The 12,883-nt window shown below is 61.3% G+C and carries 14 protein-coding genes; 11 read left to right on the top strand and 3 right to left on the bottom strand.

What is annotated here, in order from left to right; genetic code table 11:
• Positions 1–131: 131 nt before the first annotated feature.
• The 7 genes from pyk (at position 132) to pheT (ending at position 6,959) form a co-directional block, all read left to right on the top strand.
• Positions 132–1,577: a pyruvate kinase gene (pyk, locus tag SM765_RS05225; RefSeq protein WP_368981472.1), complete on the top strand. Its 1,446-nt coding sequence runs from the start codon at positions 132–134 to the stop codon at positions 1,575–1,577.
• 45 nt (positions 1,578–1,622) lie between these two features.
• Positions 1,623–1,844, top strand: a complete 222-nt coding sequence (locus tag SM765_RS05220; protein WP_065271323.1) for a hypothetical protein — start codon at positions 1,623–1,625, stop codon at positions 1,842–1,844.
• A 116-nt stretch (positions 1,845–1,960) separates the two neighbouring features.
• Positions 1,961–2,161, top strand: coding sequence for a 50S ribosomal protein L35 (gene rpmI, locus SM765_RS05215; protein WP_009178285.1), 201 nt, complete (start codon positions 1,961–1,963; stop codon positions 2,159–2,161).
• A gap of 15 nt (positions 2,162–2,176) precedes the next feature.
• Positions 2,177–2,542, top strand: coding sequence for a 50S ribosomal protein L20 (gene rplT / locus SM765_RS05210; protein WP_065271322.1), 366 nt, complete (start codon positions 2,177–2,179; stop codon positions 2,540–2,542).
• Between the two features lie 244 nt (positions 2,543–2,786).
• Positions 2,787–3,053: a 50S ribosomal protein L20 gene (locus SM765_RS05205; protein ID WP_274832666.1), complete on the top strand. Its 267-nt coding sequence runs from the start codon at positions 2,787–2,789 to the stop codon at positions 3,051–3,053.
• 289 nt (positions 3,054–3,342) lie between these two features.
• Positions 3,343–4,416, top strand: a complete 1,074-nt coding sequence (pheS, locus tag SM765_RS05200; RefSeq protein WP_274837292.1) for a phenylalanine--tRNA ligase subunit alpha — start codon at positions 3,343–3,345, stop codon at positions 4,414–4,416.
• 146 nt (positions 4,417–4,562) lie between these two features.
• Positions 4,563–6,959, top strand: coding sequence for a phenylalanine--tRNA ligase subunit beta (gene pheT, locus SM765_RS05195; protein ID WP_368981471.1), 2,397 nt, complete (start codon positions 4,563–4,565; stop codon positions 6,957–6,959).
• A 53-nt stretch (positions 6,960–7,012) separates the two neighbouring features.
• Here the strand turns inward: pheT and SM765_RS05190 are convergent, their stop codons facing one another.
• Complete coding sequence (locus SM765_RS05190; protein WP_274837293.1) at positions 7,013–7,903, bottom strand: LysR family transcriptional regulator; 891 nt, start codon at positions 7,901–7,903, stop codon at positions 7,013–7,015.
• A gap of 85 nt (positions 7,904–7,988) precedes the next feature.
• On the opposite strand from SM765_RS05190, the gene SM765_RS05185 reads away from it, so the two are divergent.
• The 3 genes from SM765_RS05185 to SM765_RS05175 all read left to right on the top strand — a co-directional run bounded on the left by SM765_RS05185 (position 7,989) and on the right by SM765_RS05175 (position 9,676).
• Positions 7,989–8,627 carry a class I SAM-dependent methyltransferase gene (locus SM765_RS05185; protein ID WP_274837294.1) on the top strand — a complete coding sequence of 213 codons (639 nt, stop codon included), beginning with the start codon at positions 7,989–7,991 and terminating at the stop codon, positions 8,625–8,627.
• A gap of 72 nt (positions 8,628–8,699) precedes the next feature.
• The gene (locus SM765_RS05180; RefSeq protein ID WP_065273576.1) at positions 8,700–9,149 is read left to right on the top strand and encodes a YtoQ family protein; all 450 of its coding nucleotides are present in this window, start codon (positions 8,700–8,702) and stop codon (positions 9,147–9,149) included.
• The gene (locus tag SM765_RS05175) at positions 9,146–9,676 is read left to right on the top strand and encodes a GNAT family N-acetyltransferase (protein WP_274837295.1); all 531 of its coding nucleotides are present in this window, start codon (positions 9,146–9,148) and stop codon (positions 9,674–9,676) included. The genes SM765_RS05180 and SM765_RS05175 overlap by 4 nt, the downstream gene beginning before the upstream one ends.
• Before the next feature lie 135 nt (positions 9,677–9,811).
• Here SM765_RS05175 and SM765_RS05170 read toward each other — a convergent pair whose 3' ends face one another.
• Together SM765_RS05170 and ald are read right to left on the bottom strand one after the other, a co-directional pair.
• Complete coding sequence (locus tag SM765_RS05170) at positions 9,812–10,621, bottom strand: mechanosensitive ion channel family protein (RefSeq protein WP_274834888.1); 810 nt, start codon at positions 10,619–10,621, stop codon at positions 9,812–9,814.
• A gap of 271 nt (positions 10,622–10,892) precedes the next feature.
• Positions 10,893–12,011: an alanine dehydrogenase gene (ald, locus tag SM765_RS05165; protein WP_065271315.1), complete on the bottom strand. Its 1,119-nt coding sequence runs from the start codon at positions 12,009–12,011 to the stop codon at positions 10,893–10,895.
• Between the two features lie 134 nt (positions 12,012–12,145).
• On the opposite strand from ald, the gene SM765_RS05160 reads away from it, so the two are divergent.
• Positions 12,146–12,604, top strand: coding sequence for an Lrp/AsnC family transcriptional regulator (locus SM765_RS05160; RefSeq protein ID WP_274829740.1), 459 nt, complete (start codon positions 12,146–12,148; stop codon positions 12,602–12,604).
• Positions 12,605–12,883 lie beyond the last annotated feature (279 nt).

The following is a 12,883-nucleotide window of genomic DNA, read 5'->3' as shown; positions in this document are numbered from 1 at the left end:
GCGCCTGTCATCGATTGTTGACGATACCTTTAGGGGAGTTGCGGCAAAATGGAAATTGCGCGATAAGCACCGCAAGATATGTTTGCGGTAACACCGCCTATTGCTGAGCTGACACCAGAAGGACCCACCCCATGAAACGTTCCCGCAGTGTGAAGATTGTTGCCACCCTGGGACCGGCGTCCGAAACCTATGAAACGATCCGCGCCCTGCACGAGGCCGGCGCCGACGTGTTCCGCCTGAACATGTCGCACGGGACCCATGCAGAGATCACCCAAAAGCACGAGATCATCCGCAAGGTGGAAAAGGAGCTGGACAGCTCGATCGGTATTCTGGCCGACCTTCAGGGGCCCAAGTTGCGCGTGGGCGTCTTTGCGAATGGTTCCGAGGAACTGGAAGAGGGCGCGTCTTTCCGGCTGGATCTCGATCCCACCGATGGCGATGCCGCGCGGGTCTGCCTGCCGCATCCCGAGATTTTTCAGGCGCTGGAGCCCGGCGCGCATCTCTTGGTGAATGACGGTAAGATCCGCCTCCGCGTGGAACGTTGCGGCGCCGATTTTGCCGATTGCAGCGTTGTGACCGGCGGCACGATTTCCAACCGCAAGGGCGTGAACGTGCCCGATGTGGTGCTGCCCCTGGCGGCTCTGTCGGACAAGGACCGTGATGATCTGGAGTTTGCCTGCACCCTGGGTGTGGACTGGATCGCACTGTCCTTCGTGCAGAGGGCCAAGGATGTGTTTGAGGCCAAAGGCCTGGTCGATGGCCGCGCTGCGGTGCTGTCCAAGATCGAGAAACCTTCGGCTGTGGAGCAGTTCGAGGAAATCCTCGATGCCTCGGACGGGATCATGGTGGCGCGCGGCGATCTGGGCGTCGAACTGCCGGTGTCTGCCGTGCCGCCGATCCAGAAACGGCTGGTGCGCAAATGCCGCGCGGCGGCCAAACCGGTGATCGTCGCCACCCAGATGCTGGAAAGCATGATCGAAAGCCCGATGCCCACGCGCGCCGAGGTCTCGGACGTGGCGACCGCGATCTATGAGGGCACCGATGCCATCATGCTGAGCGCTGAATCCGCTGCCGGGCAGTATCCGGTCGAAGCGGTGCAAACCATGGACAACGTCGCCGCCGAGGTGGAGACCGACCCCACCTATGCGCAGATCATCGCCTCTTCACGCTCCTCCAAGGGCAACACGATTGCGGATGCCATCGTTGCTGCCGCCCGCGAAATTGCCGAGAAGACGGATATCAAGGCGATCTGCTGCTTCACACAGAGCGGCACAACTGCGCTGCTGACCGCGCGGGAACGTCCCGGTGTTCCGATCATCGCGTTGACCCCGCTGGAAGGCACCGCCCGGCGTCTGGCGCTCAGCTGGGGCTGCCACTGCGTGGTGACCAGCGGACAGGACCGGTTCAAGGGGGCGGTGGTCAACGCCGCCCGCGCCGCCCGGGCCGGAGGGTTTGCCTCCGAGACAGATCAGATCGTCGTGACCGCAGGCGTGCCGTTCAACGTGCCCGGCACCACCAACATCCTGCGCGTCGCCCCCTGTGATGAACGTTTGATTTACAGCACCGACCCGGAATAAGCTTTCCTCCAGCCCGGCGTCGGGCTGCGGTTGGAGGGATGTTGCATGAACAGTGACCTGTTTCTGGTGCTTGGCCTTCTGCTTGCATGGCTGGCGATCCCGTCCATGTTATCAGCCTATAGCGACAAGCGGCGGCCACAGGTCTCTGTCTTTCTTCTGCTGGGCAGTGCGGGCCTGATCGCCTATGCATTTCTGACGCAGCCGGGCGGTTATCGTCTGCGCGATGTGCCAGATGCGTTTTTCAACGTGATTGGCCAGGTTTTTTAGAAGAAACCGCTTGCCCTTGTGATCCCGTTTTCGTACATGGCGGCCCTGTTCACGTGGCCGGCCAGAGTGGCATGCCGAGTCGCGTATCTACCGAACTCGCATTGAAGGAGACGGAAATGCCCAAAATGAAGACGAAATCGAGCGCCAAAAAGCGCTTCAAGGTGACCGCCACCGGTAAGGTGATGGCAGGTCAGGCCGGCAAGCGCCACGGCATGATCAAACGTCACAAGAAATTCATCCGTGATGCCCGCGGCACCACGACCCTGTCCGCCCCCGACGCCAAGATCGTCAAGGGCTTCATGCCCTACGACCGCTAAGAGGAGATTTGACACATGTCCCGCGTTAAAGGTGGTACCACAACTCACGCCCGTCACAAGAAGGTCATCAAGGCAGCCAAAGGTTACTATGGCCGCCGCAAGAATACCTTCAAGGTCGCCCGTCAGGCCGTCGACAAGGCAAACCAGTACGCAACCCGTGACCGTAAGGCGCGCAAGCGTAACTTCCGCGCCCTGTGGATCCAGCGTATCAACGCTGCCGTCCGCAGCCACGACGAATCGCTGACATACTCGCGCTTCATCAACGGCCTGAACCTGGCCGGTATCGAAGTTGACCGTAAGGTCTTGGCCGATCTGGCCGTGCACGAGCCCGAAGCCTTCGGTGCGATCGTCAAGCAGGCACAGTCCGCACTGGCAGCCTAAGTCTGGTGACAGACGTACAGTTTCGAAAGGCCGCCCCAACCGGGGCGGCCTTTTTTCATACTTGTCCCTGATTTTTCGGGCGGCGAAATTGCCACACTTTAAGCGCGAAACTCGTCTTTTAGCTCAATTCAGTGGATAGCGCGGGCACGCGTTTTTATTACCGCGGAATTCGATTGTTTCCGAACTCGTTTGCTGCGGCTTACGAGTTTGATTCAGAACTTTGCATATATAAAGGCAGTTTATCATGAAGGTGAAATTCTTGTGGGTGCTGGCAGGGGTGTTTGTCTCGGCGTGTATGAACGATGGCGGTGGGAGCTCTGTTGTCAGCAGGCCAACGCAGGTTGAGGGCAACAAAGTCACAAAGGCCCTCATCGAAACCTGTTGGAAGCAGGCCGGTATCAAAGGCGACCTGTATAAATTCATGTCTCCTGAAGAGGCTGTGGGCGTTCAGCCCGGTGGTCTGTTTTCAGAGAGCCAACACGCAGCATTCCAGAGCTGCCTGAAGGCATAAAAAGCGGTTGCGTATGGATCGTGGTGGAACGAGAGTTGACGCCGCGATCAATTCGACCATGTGGCGACGTTTCAATCTGATCAGTCAGTTGTGCGTGCCTTCAGTTGAAGGTAGCGGTGGTTAATTCGAGTGTTGCAGCCGAACGTCGGGGAGCAGAACTTCCGCGGGCAGTGAACAGCAGATGGCTGCATCGTCTTTCTTGCCGCTACCCGGCCCCCTCTGTATTGCGCCCCCTTGCTTTCAGCCGCTGCTGTGGTAGCACGAGCCAAGCAAATTTCAGGGGACCGTCATGGACGATCTTAAGGCAAAATATCTGGGGCAGATCGCCGATGCCCACGACGAGGACGCGCTGGAGGCAATCCGTCTCGCCGCCGTCGGGAAAAAGGGCGAGGTGGCCCTGAAGATGCGGGAATTGGGCAAGATGACGCCTGAGGAGCGCCAGACCGTGGGCCCGGCGCTCAACGCACTCAAGGATGAAATCAACTCTGCGCTGGCCGCCAAGAAGGCCGCGCTGGCCGATGCCGCGCTGGACGAGCGACTGCGCACGGAATGGCTGGATGTGACCCTGCCCACGCGCCCGGAGCGCCGCGGCAGCCTGCACCCGATCAGCCAGGCCAGCGAAGAGCTGACCGCGATCTTTGCCGAACTTGGCTTCTCGGTCGCCGAAGGCTCGCGTGTTGAAACCGACTGGTACAACTTCGATGCGCTGAACATTCCTGGCCATCACCCGGCCCGCGCCGAGATGGATACTTTCTACATGCATCGGGCCGAAGGTGACGACCGCCCGCCGCATGTGCTGCGCACGCACACCTCGCCCGTGCAAATTCAGTCGATGGAGAAGATGGGCGCCCCGCTGCGCGTCATCTGCCCGGGCGGTGTCTACCGCGCCGACTACGACCAGACCCACACGCCGATGTTCCACCAGGTCGAAGGCCTGGCGCTGGACAAAGACATCTCGATGGCGAACCTCAAGTGGGTGCTGGAGGAATTCGTCAAATCCTTCTTCGAGGTGGACGATGTTGAGCTGCGCTTCCGCGCCTCCCACTTCCCCTTCACCGAGCCTTCGGCCGAGGTGGATATCCGCTGCTCCTGGGATAATGGCCAGCTGAAGATCGGCGAGGGCGACGACTGGATGGAGATCCTTGGTTCCGGCATGGTCCACCCCAAGGTGATCGCCGCCGGTGGCATTGACCCCGAGGTCTACCAGGGCTTTGCCTTTGGCATCGGGATCGACCGTCTGGCGATGCTGAAATACGGCATCCCCGATTTGCGTGCCTTCTTTGACAGCGATCTGCGCTGGCTGCGCCATTATGGCTTCAGCTGCCTGGACGTTCCAACACTGCATGGCGGGTTGAGCCGATAACGCTTGAACCGCAGGGCCCTAGCCCTGCGACGCGCCCGACCCGCCCCATGGGTGGGCGCGTTCCGCACCCACCCCGGGCCGGGCGCGCTGCCAGAAATGGAGCGCCGGGCCGCCAGTCAACCGATTTGCCAAAAGGGCGCTGAGATATGAAATTCACTCTCTCCTGGCTGAAAGACCACCTTGATACCGATGCCTCCGTCGCGGAGATCACCGAGGCCCTGACCGACCTGGGACTGGAAGTCGAAGAGGTCTCGAACCCCGCCGACCGGCTCAAGGATTTTACCCTGGGCTATGTGAAACACGCGGAGAAGCATCCTGATGCGGATAAACTGCGTGTCTGCAAGGTGGACACCGACGAAGGCGAGATGCAGATCATCTGCGGCGCGCCAAATGCCCGGGAGGGCATCACCGTGGTGGTCTGCAAACCGGGCATGTATGTGCCGGGGCTGGATATCACCATCGGCGTCGGCAAGATCCGCGGTGTTGAATCCTTCGGCATGATGGCCTCCGAACGGGAGCTGGAACTGTCCGATGAGCACGACGGCATCATCGAACTGCCCTCGGGCGCGGTCGGCGACCGCTTCATTGACTGGCTGGCAGAGAACGATCCGGCCAAGGTCGATCCGGTGATCGAGATCGCCATTACTCCGAACCGCCCCGATGCGCTGGGTATCTTTGGCATTGCCCGCGATCTGGCGGCGCGCGGGATCGGCACGCTGAAAACCCACGACTACGAGGCGGTCCCGGGTGACTTCGAAAGCCCGGTCAAGGTGACCATCGACGAAGACACGCTGGATGGCTGCCCGCTGTTCACTGGCCGGGTAATCAAGGGCGTCAAGAACGGCCCTAGCCCGCAGTGGCTGCAGGACCGGCTGACAGCCATCGGTCTGCGCCCGATTTCGGCGCTGGTGGATATCACCAACTTCTTCACCTTCGATCAGAACCGTCCGCTGCACGTCTTTGACGTGGCCAAGGTGCAGGGCGATCTGCGGGTGCATCGCGCCAAGGGCGGCGAGACGCTGCTGGCGCTGGATGAAAAGGAATACACCCTTGGCGCAGGCCAGATGGTGATTTCCGATGAAAATGGCCCCGAAAGCATCGCCGGTATCATGGGCGGTGAGGAGACCGGCTGTACCGACGAGACGGTTGATGTCTTCCTCGAAAGTGCCTTCTGGGATCATGTGCAGATCGCGACCACGGGCCGCGCGCTCAAGATCAATTCGGACGCGCGCTATCGCTTTGAGCGTGGCGTTGACCCGGAATTCACCCTCGAAGGGCTGCACCGTGCCACTCAGATGATCCTTGATTTGTGTGGCGGCGAGCCGTCCGAAGTGGTGATCGCAGGCGATGTGCCGGATCATTCGCGCGCCTACAAGCTGGACCCGGAGCGGGTGCAGTCGCTGGTCGGTATGGATATCCCCGAAAGCGATCAGCGTCAGACCCTGACCCGCCTTGGCTTCCGGCTGGAGGGCAACCTGGCCCATGTGCCCAGCTGGCGTCCCGACGTGCAGGGTGAAGCCGATCTGGTGGAAGAGGTCGCGCGTATCGCTTCGCTGACCAAGCTGCAGGGCAAGCCGCTGGCGCGCCTGACGCCGGGTATCCCGAAGCCGGTGATGACGCCGCAGCAACGCCGACAGCAGATGGCACGCCGCACGGCGGCCAGCCTCGGTTACAATGAAATCGTCAGCTACACCTTCATCGACAAGGCCTCTGCGACGCTGTTTGGCGGCGGCAGCGATGCCACCATGCTGGCCAATCCGATTTCCTCGGAAATGTCCCATATGCGGCCGGATCTGCTGGCCGGTCTGTTGCAGGCCGCTGCACGCAATCAGGCGCGGGGCTTCATGGATCTGGCCCTGTTCGAGGCGGGTCCTGTGTTCCACGGCGGCGAGCCGGGCGAGCAGCGCGAACAGATCTCGGGTCTCTTGGTCGGCCGCACTGGCCCCAAGGATGTGCATGGCGCGGCGCGCCCGGTCGATACCTTTGATGCAAAGGCCGACGTCGAGGCGGTTCTGGCTGCTATCGGCGCGCCGGCCAAGGTGCAGGTGCTGCGGGGCGGCGACGCCTGGTGGCATCCGGGCCGTCACGGAAAGATCTGCCTTGGCCCGAAAAAGGTACTCGGCGTCTTTGGTGAGTTGTACCCCAAGGCGCTGAGCGAAATGGGCGTCAAAGGGCCTGCCGTGGCCTTTACCATCTGGCCGGACGAGGTGCCGCTGCCGCGTAAATCCGGTGCCACCCGCGCGGCGCTGGACATCAGCGACCTGCAGGCGGTCGAGCGTGACTTTGCCTTTGTGGTGGATGAGAGTGTCGAGGCGCTGACCCTGGTCAATGCCGCTGCTGGTGCCGACAAGGCGCTGATCGAGGACGTGCGCGTCTTTGACGAATTCATCGGCGGCAGCCTGGGTGAGGGCAAAAAATCCCTGGCCATCACCGTGCGCCTGCAGCCGACTGACAAGACGCTGAAGGAAAAAGACATCGAAGCGGTGAGCGAGAAGATCATCGCCAAGGTGAGCAAGGCCACCGGAGGCATTCTGCGGGGCTGATCTGCTGAGCGGAATGGTTGGAATTTCAGGCCGTGCCCGATCCGGGCGCGGCCTTATTTTTGAAAAAAGTGCTCTGCCAGCAGATCGAACACCAGGCGGATCTTGCGGCTGGTGTGCAGCTCCCGGTGGGTGGTCAGCCAGACGGGGAACCGGATCGGCTCCATCTGCGGCAGGAGCCGCTCGACCTCGGGTGTTTGCCGGGCGATGCGATCTGACATGGGGGCGATGCCGAACCCCCGTTTGACCAGTTCCCACGCGACCAGCCCGCTTTGCGATTCATATCTAAAATTGCGCTTTGTCAGGGGAAACCCCAAGGGCGTGAGATGACCGACCATCCCTTCTGCATCGCCGAAGCTGATGAAGTCATGGCTGCTCAGATCCCGGACGTCTTCGGGCCGCCCGGCCTTTGCCAGATATTGCGGCGCGGCATAAAAGCGGGCGGTTTCCTCGTGGATAAGGCGGGCGATCAGTTCGGGCTGCTCGGGGCGCACGTGGCGGATGGCGATATCCGCCTCGCGGCGCATCAGATCGCGGATGTCGTTGGAGGCGATGATGTCGATGTGCAGATCCGGCGCCAACTGGCGCAACCGCCGCAGCACATCCGGCAGCAGGTAAGCAGAATAAACATCGCTGGCGGTAATCCGGACGGTGCCGGTGATGGATTCCGATTGTCCCAGCGCCGCAAGGGCGATCCGGTCCGCTGCCAGACCCATGGGGCGGGTATGTTCCAGCAGTTCGACCCCGGCTTGCGTCAGCTGCAGAGATTTGCCGATCCGCTCGAACAGCATCAAGCCAAGGCTTTCCTCCAGCGCAGCCACCTGACGGCTCAGCGTGGGTTGTGTCAGGTTCAGACGCCGGGCCGCCGCAGAGAGAGAGCCCGTCTCGGCGGTGGCGAGAAAGGCGCGGATGTGGTTCCAGTCGAAGGCGTTTGGGGTTCTGGTCATACATTACCGTATATCGTGCCTGCATATTTCGGCAATTCCTGCATGTATGGCTTTCTCGTAGTTTCCTCGCAAAGGAGACAAAACCATGCAGACCTCAATTCAGTTCTGGGACGGAATTGCCGAAAAATATGCCCGCAGTCAGATCCGGGATCCGGCCGCTTATGACTATACGTTGGAACGCACTCAGGCCTATCTGAAACCGGGCGACCGGGTTCTGGAACTGGGCTGCGGCACCGGAACCACCGCGCTGCGCCTCAGGAAGGCGGTCGCCTGTTATACTGCCACCGATCTGGCGCCTTCGATGATCGCCATCGCGCAGCGCAAGAAGGATGAGGCAGGCGTCACCAATCTGCGGTTCGTCGTCTCTGACATCGCAAATGCGCCCGAGGGACCCTTTGACGCGGTGATGGCATTCAACCTGTTCCACCTGATAGGCGATCTGGATGGCGCCCTTGCGCATATCTACCGGACCATTCGCCCTGGTGGCACCTTCATCTCGAAAACGCCCTGCCTGGCCGATAGCAAAAGCGCTGTGCAGCGTTTCATGATGCGGGTTGCGATTCCGGTGATGCGGCTTGTCGGCAAGGCGCCGCCCTCGGTGGTGCATTTCCTGTCGGTCGCCGATTGGCAGGCCCGGCTGGAGGCTGCGGGTTTCGAGATCATCGAGACCGGAAACTACCCGGCCGATCCGCCCAACCGGTTTCTGGTTGCGCGCCGCAAGTGATCTGTCGGGGGCAGGGCTGGTCCGTTCGGGCGATCCGGTCTAAGCATGGCGGAACAGCGAATGGAGGGTGCGATGACTTTGAACGTATATCTTTCGGGTGAAATCCACACGGACTGGCGCGAGCAGATCGTGACTGGCGCGGCGGATCTGGACGTGGCTTTCAACAGCCCGGTCACTGACCACGGGGCCAGCGATGATTGCGGTGTGGCCATTTTGGGCGCCGAAGAGAACAAATACTGGCACGATCACAAAGGGGCCATGGTCAACGCGATCCGTACCCGCAAGGGGATCGAGGATGCCGATGTGGTCGTCGTGCGCTTTGGCGACAAGTACAAGCAGTGGAATGCCGCCTTTGACGCAGGCTATGCGGCGGCGCTGGGCAAATCGATCATCGTGCTGAGCCAGCCGGACCATCAGCACGCGCTGAAAGAAGTGCACGCCGCCGCGCTGGCAGTGGCTGAAGAGCCGCGGCAGGTGGTGGAAATCCTGACCTATGTGCTGACGGGCAAGCTGCCCGGGTGAGCGAGGTCATCCTTGAAACCGACCGGCTAATCCTGCGTCCGCATCGGACTGAGGATTTCCCCGATGTGGCCGCGCTTTGGGGTGATCCCGAGGTGGTGAAATACATCGGCGGCGTTCCTTCTGACCCAGAAGCCTCGTGGGCGCGGCTCTTGCGGAACATGGGGCACTGGCAGGCGATGGGCTTTGGCTATTGGGCGGTCACGGATCGCACCGATGGCCGGTTCCTGGGAGAGGTCGGGTTTTCCGACTTCAAACGCGGCATCGTTCCGCCGCTGAACGGTGTGCCCGAGGCAGGATGGGTGCTGGCAGCCCATGCCCATGGACGCGGCATCGCGACCGAGGCGGTGCGCTCTATCCATGACTGGGCGGATCGTTGCATGGACTGGTCGGAAACGGTCTGCCTGTTCGACCCGGAACATCTGGTGTCACAGAACGTTGCTCGGAAACTGGGCTACCTGATGCGCGAAGAGGCGGCGGTATATCGGGGCGATCCCACCGTCGTGATGGTCCGGGGTTCCGGCAGCTGATCTGCGGCGCGGCTGCCTTCATCGGCGTCTGCGATTGGGCGCACAGGGGGCTGCAGAAACGACAACGCCCCGCCAAAGGCGGGGCGCCAGGCCCAACGGGCAGAGGGTCGCAAGACCCGATAACGGGCGGGAGGCTTACCCCTCCTTTTTCTGGATTTCCACGCTGTGCGGGTAGGGGATCGAAATGCCTTCTGCGTCAAAGGCTTCCTTCACCGCCTGGGTCATGGCGAATTTCAGCTCCCAGTAATCCGATGCCTTGCACCACAGGCGCGCGGTCAGATCGACCGAGCTGTCACCAAGGTTGGTCACGCGAACCCAGGGTTCGGGATCGGTCATGACCCGTGCATCGGCGGCGGCCTGTCGCAGGATGATCGCCTTGGCCTTGTCGGCGCTGTCGCCATAATCGATGCCAAAGACTAGGTCCACCCGGCGGGTGTCATGGGCCGAGAAGTTGGTGATGATCGATCCCCAGGCCTGACCATTAGGGATGATGATCTGCACGTTGTCCGCAGTGGCCAGTTCGGTCACAAAAAGGTTCAGATCCTTCACCGTCCCGGCGGTGCCGCCGATGTCGACGTATTGACCCAGCTTGTAGGGGCGGAACAGGACCAGCATGAAACCGGCTGCCAGATCGCTGAGCGTGCCTTGTAGGGCCAGACCGATGGCCAGCGTAGCAGCGCCCAGCATGGCGACAAGGCTTGTGGCCTCGATGCCGAAGATCCCGAGAACCGCAACCAGCACCACAGCCAGCAGCGCCCAACGGATCATGCTGGCGGCAAAATTGCCTAGCGTCGGATCGATCTGAGGGGTCTTGTTGATGCGGCGGCGCACCATGTTGCTGATCATTCCCGCTGCCACCCAGCCAAGGATAAGAACAACAAGCGCCTTGGCAGCGCTCAGTGCCAGCGGCCAGAGGGCTCCGGCCTGTTCAATCATCTCTTCCATACCAATAGGTCCTCTTTCAATCCTGTCATCCGGCGCGGACCTGCTTTGGTCGACGTCGGATTCTCCGACTCAGCCTTATTGTTACTATCAAGATTGTTTGAATTGACAGGGAATTTCTTGGCCACGTTTGCATTTAGCAACCCGGCACAGGGTCGCCTGGCTGGTGGTGGCGGAATACGGGAAGACAAAAATCCCCGCCAGTGCGCAGGCGCTGGCGGGGAGGAGGTAGCAGGGTAATCCGTAATGATCAGTCAGGTTCGCGGACCGGAACTCAGGATTTGATCGCCAGTGCTGGGGAAACGACATCGATCCCCAGCGCCTTGCCGACGGCATAGTAGGTCAGCTGACCCGCATGGACGTTCAGCCCGTTCAGAAGATGCGGATCATCGGCGCAGGCCTGTTTCCAGCCTTTGTCCGCCAATGCCAGCAGGAAGGGGAGGGTTGCATTGCCCAGAGCCTGGGTCGAGGTGCGGGCAACGGCGCCCGGCATGTTGGCCACACAGTAATGCATGACGCCATCGACCTCATAAATCGGATCGGCATGAGTGGTGGCTTTCGAGGTTTCGAAACAGCCCCCCTGATCGATCGCGACATCGACCAGGACCGCGCCCGGTTTCATCTCGCTGAGCTGCGCGCGGGAGACCAGTTTCGGTGCCGCTGCGCCGGGCACCAGCACCGCGCCGACAACCAGGTCGGCTTCGCGGACCAGTTCGGCGGTGGCGGCGGCGGTGGAATAGCGGGTGCGGAAGTCTCGGCCAAATACATCATCGAGGTATTTCAGGCGATGCAGGGAGCGGTCCAGAACGGTGACATCGCCGCCCATGCCCGAGGCGATGCGGGCCGCATGGGTGCCGACCACACCGCCGCCGATCACCACCACCTTTGCCGGAGGGACGCCGGGTACGCCGCCCATCAGGACGCCGCGGCCGCCATTTGCTTTTTGCAGGGTCCATGCACCGACCTGCGGTGCCAGCCGCCCGGCCACTTCGGACATCGGCGCCAGCAGCGGCAGGCCACCAAAGCTGTCGGTGACGGTTTCATAAGCAATCGCGGTGCAGCCTGAGGCAAGGAGGTCGCGGGTCTGTTCGGGATCGGGGGCCAGGTGCAGGTAGGTGAACAGCAACTGCCCTTCGCGCAGCATCTTGCGCTCACCGGCTTGCGGTTCCTTGACCTTGACGATCATGTCTGCGGTAGCAAAAATCTCTTCGGCCGTCTCCAGCAGCGTCGCACCGGCGGCGGCATAGTCAGCATCGGTGTATCCGGCACCGGCCCCGGCGCCGGTCTGGATGAAAACGTCATGGCCATGTGCGATGGCTTCATGGGCCGCGTCGGGGGTCATGCCGACGCGAAATTCCTGCGGTTTGATTTCAGTCGGGCATCCGATTTTCATGTAGCTTCCTCCCTGCTATACTAAAACCCTAGATCCGTTGTTGGGAAATTTGCTGCTTTTTTGGGCGAAATAAAAAGATGCGGATCGAAGATAATTCGAATAGATGCGGAATATGAGCAAGGTACTACGCAATTATGTCTCTTGATTCGACGGATCGTCGTATTCTGGAGGTCCTCCAACGGCAGGGCCGTATTTCCAACGCGGATCTGAGCGAGCGGGTGAACCTTTCGGCATCTGCCTGCCATCGCCGGGTGCAGCGGCTGGAGGTTGAGGGCTATATCAAGGACTACGTCGCCCTGCTGGACGCCCGCAAGCTGAGCGTTCCAACAACCGTCTTCGTGGAGATTACCCTGCAGGGGCAGGCGGATGAGCTGCTGGATGCTTTTGAACGTGCGGTGGCGCGGATCCCGGATGTGCTGGAGTGCCACCTGATGGCGGGATCGGCGGATTACATCCTGAAGGTCGTGGCCGAAAATACCGATGATTTTGCCCGCATCCATCGCCAGCATCTGACCCGGCTTCCGGGGGTGGCGCAGATGCAATCGAGTTTCGCGCTGCGCACGGTGTTCAAGACAACGGCGCTGCCCGTCTGAGTTTTCTCTTCGTCGCGCTCCCGTCCGTCGGCGGTCTTTTGAAAAAGACCTCCTCCTGTTGGGCGTGGCAGCCCGCGGGCGCGCTGCCACGCCCAAAGCTGCCAAGGGGTGCGGACGCAGTCGGCGCCCCCGCGGGCGCGGGAGGGCCTCTTGCTTGGCTGTTTTGGCCGGACAGTTGGGTGCTTTGAATGCAGATCGGCGCGTAGAGGGCTTATTTGTCTTACATTTCGCTCCTGCTTCTGGTTCAACAGGAGGACGAGGGAAAGACGGGGGAGTAGA

The sequence above is a fragment of the Pseudophaeobacter sp. 1A09344 genome (genome assembly GCF_041008745.1).
Classification (GTDB): domain Bacteria; phylum Pseudomonadota; class Alphaproteobacteria; order Rhodobacterales; family Rhodobacteraceae; genus Phycobacter; species Phycobacter gallaeciensis_A.
The sequence above is the reverse complement of the archived record's forward strand: the minus strand, read 5'-3'. Positions and strand labels throughout refer to the sequence as shown.

Excerpts from the sequence above, each read along its gene's own strand:
- pyk (WP_368981472.1), top strand. The coding sequence starts at position 132 with ATGAAACGTTCCCGCAGTGTGAAGATTGTTGCCACCCTGGGACCGGCG.
- SM765_RS05220 (WP_065271323.1), top strand. The coding sequence starts at position 1,623 with ATGAACAGTGACCTGTTTCTGGTGCTTGGCCTTCTGCTTGCATGGCTG.
- rpmI (WP_009178285.1), top strand. The coding sequence starts at position 1,961 with ATGCCCAAAATGAAGACGAAATCGAGCGCCAAAAAGCGCTTCAAGGTG.
- rplT (WP_065271322.1), top strand. The coding sequence starts at position 2,177 with ATGTCCCGCGTTAAAGGTGGTACCACAACTCACGCCCGTCACAAGAAG.
- SM765_RS05205 (WP_274832666.1), top strand. The coding sequence starts at position 2,787 with ATGAAGGTGAAATTCTTGTGGGTGCTGGCAGGGGTGTTTGTCTCGGCG.
- pheS (WP_274837292.1), top strand. The coding sequence starts at position 3,343 with ATGGACGATCTTAAGGCAAAATATCTGGGGCAGATCGCCGATGCCCAC.
- pheT (WP_368981471.1), top strand. The coding sequence starts at position 4,563 with ATGAAATTCACTCTCTCCTGGCTGAAAGACCACCTTGATACCGATGCC.
- SM765_RS05190 (WP_274837293.1), bottom strand. The coding sequence starts at position 7,903 with ATGACCAGAACCCCAAACGCCTTCGACTGGAACCACATCCGCGCCTTT.
- SM765_RS05185 (WP_274837294.1), top strand. The coding sequence starts at position 7,989 with ATGCAGACCTCAATTCAGTTCTGGGACGGAATTGCCGAAAAATATGCC.
- SM765_RS05180 (WP_065273576.1), top strand. The coding sequence starts at position 8,700 with ATGACTTTGAACGTATATCTTTCGGGTGAAATCCACACGGACTGGCGC.
- SM765_RS05170 (WP_274834888.1), bottom strand. The coding sequence starts at position 10,621 with ATGGAAGAGATGATTGAACAGGCCGGAGCCCTCTGGCCGCTGGCACTG.
- ald (WP_065271315.1), bottom strand. The coding sequence starts at position 12,011 with ATGAAAATCGGATGCCCGACTGAAATCAAACCGCAGGAATTTCGCGTC.
- SM765_RS05160 (WP_274829740.1), top strand. The coding sequence starts at position 12,146 with ATGTCTCTTGATTCGACGGATCGTCGTATTCTGGAGGTCCTCCAACGG.